Source organism: Salipiger sp. (assembly GCF_059781815.1).
The window spans coordinates 1-11763 of the sequence record NZ_JBYNAH010000171.1; the positions used below are offsets into that span (position 1 = coordinate 1).

At 67.5% G+C, this 11763-nt stretch carries 5 protein-coding genes; 3 read left to right on the top strand and 2 right to left on the bottom strand.

Annotated elements, in window-relative coordinates; all coding sequences use genetic code 11:
- Positions 1–145: 145 nt before the first annotated feature.
- On the top strand, positions 146–2167 hold the full coding sequence (locus tag AC6RA4_RS17805) for a TonB-dependent receptor domain-containing protein (RefSeq protein ID WP_500162656.1): 2022 nt from the start codon (positions 146–148) through the stop codon (positions 2165–2167).
- Between the two features lie 394 nt (positions 2168–2561).
- Here AC6RA4_RS17805 and AC6RA4_RS17810 read toward each other — a convergent pair whose 3' ends face one another.
- Positions 2562–6005, bottom strand: a complete 3444-nt coding sequence (locus AC6RA4_RS17810; protein ID WP_500162659.1) for a pyruvate carboxylase — start codon at positions 6003–6005, stop codon at positions 2562–2564.
- 235 nt (positions 6006–6240) lie between these two features.
- Between AC6RA4_RS17810 and AC6RA4_RS17815 the strand changes: the two genes are divergently transcribed.
- Positions 6241–7398: a Hint domain-containing protein gene (locus AC6RA4_RS17815; protein WP_500162661.1), complete on the top strand. Its 1158-nt coding sequence runs from the start codon at positions 6241–6243 to the stop codon at positions 7396–7398.
- 99 nt (positions 7399–7497) lie between these two features.
- Positions 7498–9948 (top strand): ATP-dependent helicase, encoded by a 2451-nt coding sequence (locus AC6RA4_RS17820; RefSeq protein ID WP_500162662.1) that lies wholly within the window; start codon positions 7498–7500, stop codon positions 9946–9948.
- Between the two features lie 70 nt (positions 9949–10018).
- Here the strand turns inward: AC6RA4_RS17820 and AC6RA4_RS17825 are convergent, their stop codons facing one another.
- Entirely contained in the window at positions 10019–11470 is a 1452-nt protein-coding gene (locus AC6RA4_RS17825; RefSeq protein ID WP_500162664.1) for a hypothetical protein, read from the bottom strand.
- Positions 11471–11763: the final 293 nt, after the last annotated feature.

Below are 11763 nucleotides of genomic sequence, written 5' to 3' on the forward strand. Positions count from 1 at the left end.
TCGATCTTGACTGTTTTACTCGGACAATCTAATCACCGCAAGCATCAACCGGAAAGAGGCCGCAAAAATGCGCCTTTGCCGGAGCAAAGCCAGCCCTCCGCGCCAGCGACCCAACAAGACCAAAGCTGACCGAAGGGACATCCCAATGACACGCAGCACGCTGCGCGGCACCACCGCGCTCATGTTGGCGCTTTGCGCCATGCCGGCCCAGTCGCAGGAAGCGACGAGCGGCTTTCTTGGCACGCTCTACCTGACGCCGGGCAAACGCGACCTGAGCCTTGGCGGCGCGGTCTCGACCACCACGCTCGACGAGACCGAGATCCGCGACCGGCAGGCCGGCACCATCGCCGAGCTGGTCGACACGGTGCCGAGCGTGACACTGATCAACGGCTCGACGCCGCAGGGCTCGGGCATCAACATCCGCGGCTACGGCGCCAACTCGACCTATGGCAACGACCAGAAGATCGCGATCCAGATCGACGGCGCCTCGGTGGGCTCGGAAGAGCTTTACCGCATCGGCACCCAGCTGTTCACCGATCCGTTCCTCTACCGCCAGGTCGAGGTGCTGCGCGGCACCATGGGCAGTTTCGAGTACGGCTCGGGCATCGTCGGCGGCGTGGTCAATCTCGAGACCAAGGACGCCTCGGACCTGACCGGCGGCGTGCCGGGGGTCCGGGTCGGGCAGACGCTTGAGTTCAGCTCGAACACCGCCGGGATCACCAGTTCGACGACGATAGCCTGGCAGCCGACCGAGCGCGCGGAGTTCCTGCTGAACTACACCTGGCGGCAGCAGGACGATCAGGTCGACGGCAATGGCGACGTGATCGGCAACAGCGAGTTCGCCACGCCCTCGGGGCTGCTGAAGGGCAAGTTCACCTTCGGCGAGACCGACGCCCACAGCATCACGCTGTCCTATTCGCGCACCGTCTCGGACGAGAAGGACGTGCCCTACGACACCTTCGGCACGACCTCGGGCAGCTTCGGCAATGTCGACCGTGTGACCGACACGCGGCAGGCCTCGCTGACCTATGGCTACAACCCGGCGAGTGATCTGATCGACCTCACCGCGCAGCTCTCCTACGCCGACCAGAAGATCGACTACAGCTACGTCTCCGGCTCCTCGCCGCTCGAGACCACGCCGACCTGGCCGTTCCTCGCGGCCACGGTGAACGCCGAGCAGCGCTACGAGACCACCAAGCTGGTGGTCAAGAACACCGCCCGCTTCGACACCGGCCTGCTGTCGCACGCGCTGCGCAGCGGTGCCGAGGTCTCGCGCCGGGTGCGGGCCGACAACGATGCCGCCAGCGCGCCGGGCGGCGAGGACAACCGCTTCGCGCTGTTCCTGATCGACGAGATGCGGCTCGGCGGCTTCACGGTGACGCCGGCGCTGCGCTACGAGACCGCCAAGGTCGAGAGCGCCGGCGATTACGGCACCTTCGAGAACGACGCGCTGATGGGCGGGCTGGCGCTGGCCTATGAGTTCGACAACGGCGTTTCGGTGTTCGGCAGCTGGTCGCACACCGAGGGCCTGCCGATCATCGACGATCTCGGATCGAGCGACGCGGCGGCCTACAAGATGTCGACGACGGAGAAATCCGAGACCTACGAGATCGGCGCCTCCTACGCGGCGCGCGACCTGCTGACCGCGGGCGACGATTTCTCGATCCGGGCGAACTATTACGACACCAAGCTCTGGGACGTGACCAGCTACACCATGTCGGGCTCGACCAGCACGCTGCTCGACGAGGTGCAGACCTACGGCTACGAGCTCGAAGCCTCTTACGGGCTGTCGAACGGGGTGTATTTCGACCTCCACGGCTCCACCGCCGAGGGCAAGGAGAAGGTCTACAACACCTCCTCGACCGACTGGCGCAACCTGCCGGCCACCACGGTGGGCCTGACCGTGGGCCGCAAGTGGACCGAGGCGCTCGACCTGAGCTGGGAGGTCCGCCACACCACCGGCGCGCATGATGCGCTGCTCGAGGACGTGGACGACTACACGGTGCACAACCTCCGCGCCACCTGGAGCCCGCAGGACGGGGCGCTCGAGGGCACCGAGATCCGTTTCGGTCTGGAGAACGCCTTCGACCTCGATTACACCTCGCATCTGGCCTCCCGGAAGGCCCCCGGCCGGACCTTCAAGGTCAGCCTGTCGAAACTCTTCTGACCGCGCGCCGCAGTTTCCCTCGCGGCTCACACAGAAGGGCGCTCCCCGGAGCGCGGTGGCGTATTCCAGCCGGTGGAATACGCCACTTTCCCGCTCAAGCCTTTGCCCCATGGCCCACGCAGCGCAGCCCGGCCCACAGCCCGATGGCCGACCCGCGCACCGGCGCAGCGTCCCCGCTCTTCAGCAAGTCCAACTCCTGCAAGATCCCGTCAGGCGGAAGGGCGGTGGCCACACGCGGCGCTCAAACCGTCGCCACGCCCCGTGTTTCTTCTGGCCAAAAATATCCCGGGGGTGAATTGGCGCTCCGCGCCAAGAGGGGGCAGCGCCCCCTGCCGCCCGCGCCACAAGAGCGAAGCCCGGGCAGGGGCCACGAAGCCCCCACCCGGACCCGCGATCACTCCAGCTCGATGAGCAGGTCCTTGGCGTCGATCTGGCCGCCGGGCTGCACGTGCACGGCCTTGACGGTGGCGTCGCGCTCGGCGTGCAGGCCGGTCTCCATCTTCATCGCCTCGATGGTGAGAAGCAGATCGCCTTCCTTGACCTGCGCCCCCGCCTGCACCGCGACCGAGGCCACGACGCCGGGCATCGGCGCGCCGATGTGGTTGGGGTTGCCGACCTCGGCCTTGGGGCGCGCGGTCGAGCTCGCCTTGGCCTTGCGGTCGGGCACCCGCACCGTGCGCGGCTGGCCGTTGAGTTCAAAGAACACCCGCACCTCGCCATCGTCCTGGGTCTCGCCCACGGTGATCAGACGGATCTCGAGCGTCTTGCCCGGGTCGATCTCGGCGGTGATCTGTTCCTCGGGCGCCATGCCGTAGAAATAGGTCATCGTCGGCAGCACCCGGACGGGGCCGTATTCCTCGTGCCGCGCCACGTAGTCGGTGAAGACCTTGGGATACATCAGATAGCCGTTGAAATCCTCGTCGTCGAACTCGACATCGGGGAACTTGTCCTGAAGCTCCTTGCGCAGCGCCGCGAAATCCGCAGGCGGCAGGTGCTTGCCCGGGCGCTCGGTGTTGGGCGCCTCGCCCTTCAGCACCTTCTTGACGATGCCCTCGGGGAAGCCGCCCGGCGGTTGGCCGAGATTGCCGCGCATCATGTCGATCACCGAGTCGGGGAAGCTCACGTCGCTCTTCGGATCCTCGACCTGCGCGCGGGTCAGCCCCTGGCTCACCATCATCAGCGCCATGTCGCCCACCACCTTCGAGGACGGCGTCACCTTGACGATGTCGCCGAACATCATGTTGACGTCGGCATAGGTCTTGGCGACCTCGTGCCAGCGCTCCTCGAGCCCGAGCGAGCGTGCCTGCGCCTTGAGGTTGGTGAACTGGCCGCCCGGCATCTCGTGCAGGTAGACCTCCGAGGCCGGGGCCTGCAGGCCGCTCTCGAAGGCGGCGTACTGGCCGCGCACAGCTTCCCAGTAGTTCGAGATCTCGCGGATCACGTCGACATCGAGCCCGGTGTCGCGCTCGGTGTGGCGCAGCGCCTCGACCACCGAGCCCAGCGTCGGCTGCGAGGTGTTGCCCGAAAGCGCGTCCATCGCCGCGTCCACCGCGTCGACCCCGGCCCGCGCCGCCTCGAGGATGGTGGCGATGCCGGCGCCCGAGGTGTCGTGGGTGTGGAAGTGGATCGGCAGGCCGACCTCCTCCTTCAGCGCCTTGACCAGCGGGCCGGCGGCGGAGGGCTTGAGCAGCCCCGCCATGTCCTTCAGCCCCAGCACATGCGCGCCGGCGTCCTTCAGGGATTTGCCCATCTCGACATAGTACTTGAGGTCATACTTGGCGCGGTCGGGATCGAGGATGTCACCGGTGTAGCAGATCGTGCCCTCGCAGATCTTGCCGCTGTCGATCACCGCGTCCATCGCCACGCGCATGTTCTCGACCCAGTTCAGGCTGTCGAACACCCGGAACACGTCGACGCCGCTCTCGGCGGCCTGCGCCACGAAGCTCTGCACCACGTTGTCGGGATAGTTGGTGTAGCCCACGCCGTTGGAGGCGCGCAGCAGCATCTGCGTCATGATGTTGGGCATCTTGGCGCGGATGTCGCGCAGGCGCTGCCACGGGCATTCCTGCAGGAAGCGGTAGGCCACGTCGAAGGTCGCGCCGCCCCAGCATTCGACCGAGAACAGGTTCGACATGTTGGCGGCATAGGCCGGCGCCACCTTGATCATGTCGAGCGAGCGCATCCGGGTCGCCAGCAGCGACTGGTGGCCGTCGCGCATGGTGGTGTCGGTGATCAGCAGCTGCTTCTGCGCCGCCATCCAGTCGGCCACCGCCTGAGCGCCCTTCTCCTCGAGCAGGGTGCGGGTGACCGGGGGCGTGATCTCGACGCGGCGCTCCGGCGGGCGCGCGGGCTTGAGCTCGGCGGCGGGGCGGGCGCGGCCCTGCACCTCGGGGTGACCGTTGACGGTGATGTCGGCGATGTAGGTCAGCACCTTGGTGCCGCGGTCGCGGCGCTTCTTGAAGTCAAAAAGCTCGGGCGTCGTGTCGATGAACTTGGTGGTGTACTGGTTGTTGAGGAAGGTCGGGTGCTTGAGCAGGTTGATGACGAAGTCGATATTCGTGCTCACCCCGCGGATGCGGAACTCGCGCAGGGCGCGGTCCATGCGCTTGATCGCCTTCTCGGGCGTCGGCGCCTTGGCCGTCACCTTCACCAAGAGCGAGTCGTAGTAGCGGGTGATCACCCCGCCGGCATAGGCGGTGCCGCCGTCGAGGCGGATGCCCATGCCGGTGGCCGAGCGATAGGCCGAGATGCGGCCATAATCGGGGATGAAGTTGTTGGTCGGATCCTCGGTGGTGATCCGGGTCTGCAGCGCGTGGCCGGTGAGCTTCACGTCATATTGCGAGGCCTTGCCGGTGGCCTCCGACAGGCTCTTGCCCTCGGCGATCATGATCTGCGCCTGCACGATATCGATGCCGGTGACCTCTTCGGTCACCGTGTGCTCGACCTGCACCCGCGGGTTCACTTCGATGAAGTAGAACTTGCCGGTCTCCATATCCATCAGGAACTCGACGGTGCCGGCGCATTCATAGTTCACATGGGCGCAGATCTTGCGGCCGAGCTCGCAGAGCTCTTCGCGCTGCGCCTCGGAGAGATAGGGGGCAGGGGCGCGCTCGACGACCTTCTGGTTGCGGCGCTGCACCGAGCAGTCGCGCTCGTAGAGGTGGTAGATGTTGCCCTGCTTGTCGCCGAGGATCTGCACCTCGACGTGGCGGGCGCGGGTGATCATCTTCTCGAGATAGCCCTCGCCATTGCCAAAGGCCGCCTCGGCCTCGCGACGTCCCTCGAGCACCTTTTCCTTCAGCTCCTTGCCGCTTTCGATCGGGCGCATGCCGCGCCCGCCGCCGCCCCAGCTCGCCTTGAGCATCAGCGGGTAGCCGATCTCCTCGGCCTCCTTGGCGATGGCGTCGAAATCGTCGCCCAGCACCTCGGTTGCGGGGATCACCGGCACGCCGGCCTGGATCGCCACCTTGCGGGCAGAGGCCTTGTCGCCAAGCGCGCGCATGGTCTCGGCCTTGGGGCCGATGAAGGTGATGCCGGCCTCGACGCAGGCATCGACGAATTCCGGGTTCTCGGAGAGCAGGCCATAGCCCGGGTGGATCGCGTCGGCCCCGGACTCCTTGGCCACCCGGATGATCTCGGGGATGCTCAGGTAGGCCGCGACCGGGCCCAGCCCCTCGCCGATGCGATAGGCCTCGTCGGCCTTGAAGCGGTGAAGTCCGAGTTTGTCCTCTTCGGCATAGACGGCAACGGTCTTCTTACCCATCTCGTTGGCCGCCCGCATGATGCGGATGGCAATCTCGCCGCGGTTCGCGATGAGGATCTTCTGAAACTCGGACATTCTTTGTACTTCCTCCTTGGTGGTCTCACTCCGGACCAACGGCGGGATTGAACGCGATGCCGCGATGCAGCGCAAGATGGGTTTGCAAATTTAACATGCAGATCAGATACATTTGCAAAGTTGGGCGCTCGTTCGGTCGAATTTCCGAAATATTGTCATAATTCAGCCGACTGATCGTGCAATCCGTTGCCTTCAAGGGTTTGGTTTCGCGTTTGGCGCTAGGGGACGTCTGTTCATGGCATTCAGGTTCGGTATCGTCGCGCTGTCCAGCATCACCGGGGCGGACCCCGTCAGCGGGTCGCAATCGGACGACACCAGCACCGTCGGCACCACCATCGGCGACGTGATGTCGTTCTCGAGCGCCGGCGATGTGGCGGCGGAGACCGCCGATGGCGATTTCCCCGACGATGGCGGCGCTGACCTCATCGCGCCGTTGACCATCAACGGCACGACCTATGCGGCCGGCTCCCGGGTCGAGGCCGACTGGGAGGTGATCACCCAGGACCCCGACACCGGCTATTATTACCGTGTCACCGGCCTCTATATCGAGGACGATCCCGTCGGCGTGGCGATCTCGCGGGCCTGGGACGCCAGCACCGGGCAATACGTGGCGGGCGATGCCGGGGTCTACCAGCCGGGCACCGAGATCACCCAGATCGATGGCGACGATCTCGACGGGACGCCGAACCAGACGCAGTTCACCACCGACAGCAACTATGCCGACTATGGCGGGCAGGACGGCATCGGCAACGATGCGCATCTGACCGACAGCAATGGTGTGGTGATGTGTTTCGCAGCCGGGACCCGCATCGCGACGCCTCGGGGCGAGATCGCGGTCGAGGATCTGCGCGAGGGCGACCTTGTCTGCACGCTCGATTCCGGCGATCAGCCGCTGCGGTTCATCGGGCAGCGGGTGCTGGGCGCGGATGATCTCGCCCGCGCGCCGCAGCTCAATCCGATGCGCATTCGCGCCGGGGTGCTGGGGCAGGGGCTGCCGCTGCGCGATCTGGTGGTGTCGCCGCAGCACCGGCTCTTGTTGCGCTCGCGCATCGCAGAGCGCATGTGCGGGACATCCGAGGTGCTCGTCGCGGCCCGACAGCTGCGCCATCTGAAAGGCATCGCGCAGGTCGCGGCCGAGCAGGTGGCCTATTATCATCTTCTCTTCGACCGCCACGAGATCGTCTTGGCCGAGGGCGCGCCCGCGGAATCGCTCTATCTGGGAGACCGCAGCCTGAGCGGATTGCCCGAGGCGTTGCGGGCCGAGTTGCACGCGCTGTTTCCGGACCTCGCGAGCCTGCGGCCGACCGCCTCGCGCCCGCTGATCGAGGGGCCGCGCGCCAAGCGTCTGGTTTTGCGCCATCGCCGCAACCGGCGTGCGCTTCTGGCGGCCTGACAGAGACCGTGACGGCTTCGCGCATGGCTTGAAAGATTGGTGAGAACATTGCGCGAACGCCATCTTTCCATCCCGCGCCGCAACCGCTAGATTGGGGCCATGAGCAGTTTCGATGACATGGACGCCTTCGAAGGCGCTTCGCTGTCCGCGCGCGCCATGGCCGCGCGCCCGGCGCCCTATCTCGACGATCTGAACCCGGCGCAGCGCGAGGCGGTCGAACGGCTCGACGGGCCGGTGCTGATGCTCGCAGGCGCCGGCACCGGCAAGACCAAGGCGCTGACCTCGCGCATCGTGCACCTGCTGGTCAGCGGCAAGGCGCGCCCAAACGAGATCCTGTCGGTGACCTTCACCAACAAGGCCGCGCGCGAGATGAAGACCCGGGTGGGGCGGATGCTCGGCCAGCAGATCGAGGGCATGCCGTGGCTCGGCACCTTCCACGCCATCTGCGTCAAGCTCCTGCGCCGTCATGCCGAGCTCGCGGGGCTCAAGTCGAATTTCACCATCCTCGACACCGACGATCAGATCCGCCTGCTCAAGCAGCTGCTCTCGGCCAACAATATCGATGAAAAGCGCTGGCCGGCGCGGCAGCTCTCTGGGCTGATCGACCACTGGAAGAACCGCGCCTGGACCCCCGCCAAGGTGCCCGCCTCCGAGGCCTCGGCCTTCAACCACCGCGGCACCGAGCTCTACGAGCAGTACCAGACCCGCCTGCGCGAGCTCAACGCCTGCGATTTCGGCGACCTGCTGTTGCATGTGGTGACGATCTTTCAGGCCCATCCCGACATTCTCGAGCAATATCAGCGCTGGTTCCGCTACATCCTCGTCGACGAGTATCAGGATACCAACGTCGCCCAGTATCTCTGGCTGCGGCTCTTGGCGGGCGGGCACAAGAACATCTGCTGCGTCGGCGATGACGACCAGTCGATCTATGGCTGGCGCGGTGCCGAAGTGGGCAACATCCTGCGGTTCGAAAAGGATTTTCCCGGCGCCCACGTGGTGCGGCTGGAGCAGAACTATCGTTCGACGGCGCATATCCTCGCCGCCGCCTCCGGCGTCATCCGTGGCAACGAGGGCCGGCTCGGCAAGGAGCTCTGGACCGCGGCCGAGGGCGGCGAAAAGGTCCGCCTGATCGGCCATTGGGACGGCGAGGAAGAGGCGCGCTGGATCGGCGAGGAGATCGAGTCGCTGCAGACAGGCACCCGCGGGCTCGACCCCAAATCGCTCGACGACATCGCCATCCTGGTGCGCGCCTCGCACCAGATGCGCGCCTTCGAGGACCGTTTCCTGACCATCGGCCTGCCGTATCGCGTCATCGGCGGCCCGCGCTTCTACGAGCGCATGGAGATCCGCGATGCCATGGCCTATTTCCGCCTCGTGGTCTCGCCCGATGACGATCTCGCCTTCGAGCGCATCGTCAACACCCCCAAGCGCGGTCTCGGCGACAAGGCGCAGCAGCTGATCCAGCACACCGCGCGCGAGTTTGGCGTGTCGCTGCTCGACGGTGCCCGCATCGCGGTCGATGAGGGGCGGATCAAGGGCAAGGGCGGCGGCCATCTGCGCCAGCTCTGCGAGAACCTCGCGCGCTGGCGCGAGACCATGCTCGGCCCGGTGCTGCGCGGCGGCGAGCTGGCCGATGACGGCATCGAGGACGCGGTGATCGACAACGAGGAGCCGCTGACCGTGGGCGAGACCCGGCGCGGCGCGCCGCGGATGACCCATATGGAGCTCGCCGAGATGATCCTCGACGAGAGCGGCTACACCGCCATGTGGCAGAACGACAAGACGCCCGAGGCGCCGGGCCGGCTCGAGAACCTGAAGGAACTCGTCAAGGCGCTCGAGCAGTTCGAGAACCTGCAGGGCTTCCTCGAACACGTGGCACTGATCATGGACAACGAGACCGAGGAGAGCGGTGCCAAGGTCTCGATCATGACCCTGCACGCCGCCAAGGGGCTTGAGTTCCCGGTGGTGTTCCTGCCGGGCTGGGAAGACGGGCTGTTCCCGTCGCAGCGCTCGATGGACGAGAGCGGACAGAAGGGGCTCGAGGAAGAGCGCCGGCTGGCTTACGTGGGGATCACCCGCGCCGAAGAGCTCTGCACGATCTCCTTTGCCGGCAACCGCCGGGTGTTTGGCCAGTGGCAGAGCGCCTTGCCCTCGCGCTTCATCGACGAGCTGCCCGAGCAGCATGTCGAGGTGCTGACCCCGCCGGGGCTCTATGGCGGCGGCTTCGGCGCCGCGGCGCCCTATGGCGCGGGCTCGGGGCTCGAGAGCCGTGCGGCCGAGGCCAATGTTTACAATTCGCCGGGCTGGAAGCGGCTGCAGGAGCGCTCGGGCCAGCGCCCGGTGAGCCAGCCGCGCGAGAGCCGCAACACGGTGATCGACCTGCAGGCGGTGTCGGCCTTCGAGACCGGGCAGAGGGTGTTCCACCAGAAATTCGGCTACGGCGCGGTGATCGGCATCGAGGGCGACAAGCTCGAAATCGATTTCGAGAAGGCCGGGGTCAAGAAGGTCGTCGCGCGGTTTGTCCACGCCGAGAACGACGTCCCGTTCTGACAAGCCCTACGCGAAGGTCTTGGCGTAAGCTGCCGTAATCACGGATCTTCTGTGAAGGCGTCGCCGGGCCTCAGCCGCGCGGCATCCGCAGCACGATGTTGCGCCCGCCCTTGGTGAGGCGCAGCTCGGCATCGCCGATGGCCGCCACCCGGCCGCCATCGAGCCGGTCGCCGACCTTGACGTTCTGTAGCCGCCCGTTCGACAGCCGCACCAGCGCGCGCCGGTTCGAGGCGCTGCCGAAGACGCCGATCAGGTTCATGTCGCGCAGGTTGATCTGGTTCGCCGTGGTCGCTTCGCGGGCCACGTTGGCGTTCTGCGGCACGCGCGGACCGGGCTGGATGCGCACGGGCGCGGCGGATGCGGTCGCCACCTGCCGGGTGTCGCGCCGCGCCGCCTGCTGCACGAGGCTCGACATGTTGCCGGGCCGGGTCTGCGGCTCGAGCGAACTAGCCACCGCGCGCGCGGTGCCGCTGGGCTGCGCGGGCGCTTCGAGCGCCTCTTCCAACGCTGCCGCGATGTCTTCGGTGACGGCCTCAACCGGAGCCTGTCCCGCGACGCTGGCAGGGCGGCGGACCGGGCGCTTGATCGCCAGCTCCGCGACAGAGATGCCGCCCAGCGAGACGCGCTCGGTCTGTTCGACCAGATCGCCGGGGCGCCGCCGCGGGCGGCTGTCGCGCAGCGGGTTGGTCGCGATGATGGCGGCGTCGGGGGGCGCTGCCGCGACGGCGGCCTCGTCCTCAACGCTCTGGCGTTGGGGCGGCACCTGCGGCGGCGGGCCGGTAAACACGCGGTGCCCGTCGGGCGAGATCGCGCCCTCGGGCGTTGCCCGGACCAGCCCGCGCGGATCGAGATCGAAGCGCACGTCCGGCCCCGGGGGCAGGCGCAGGGGCTCAAGCGTCGCATCTGTGTTGGCGCCCGGCGCCGGCGGCAGGGCGATGGCGTCAAACTGCCCGACCGCCGGATCGACGGAGGAAATGTAGAGATCGTCGACATTGTCCGCGCCGGGTTCGCGCGGGGCGGTGGGGGCGCGCTGCCAGATGCCGGTGGCGGCATAGCGCGCGGCGGCCTCTTCCGGCGACAAGGTCTGCGCGGCGCTCGCGGGCGTGGGCGTGGGCTCCGAGACGGGGTCGGGGAGCAGGGCGGCGGCCTCGAGCACGGCTTCTGCCCCGATCGCCGGGTCGGCCTCGGTGAGATCGTCCGCCGCCTCGGCCTCGGGCGTGACCCCCGGCGTCTCGTCGACCGGGATGGCGGCGGCGATGGCGGTGCTCTCGTCGTTGCTGCGGAACAGGCCGGAGATGCCGTCGTCGAGGAATACCGAGGCCCAGGCCGCAACCGCGGCCATGAAGAGCAGCAGCGCCGCGGTCAGCATCAGCCCGAGGAAACGCGGCTTGCCGCCGATCTCCTGCTCGCGCGCGCCGAACACCGTCATCCGCCGGCGCTCTTCCTCGGGATCGGCGGCCGCCGCGGCGGCTGCGAGCTGAGCTGTCGCCGGCCCCGGATCCTCGCCCCGGTTGCGGCGCATTGCGAGGACCTGCAGCGGCTCCGGCCCCTCCGCAGGAGGGACGGGTGCCGCGCTTACTTCCGGGGCCGGCGCTTGCGGCGTCTTTTTCTTGGTTTTCTTTGGCTTGGGCGCCGGCTTTGATGTGGCTGCATCGTCCGCTGCGAGGGGCGGGCGCTTCGCCGGATCGCCGTCCGCTGCCGCCCGTACCGCAGGTGCCCGCGGCGCGCTGGCGGGCGGTGGGACGTCACGGGTCGCGCGAATGCTTGAGAAACTCGCCGCGGCGGTCTCGGACGGCACCGCCGGGCTGGGCGGCA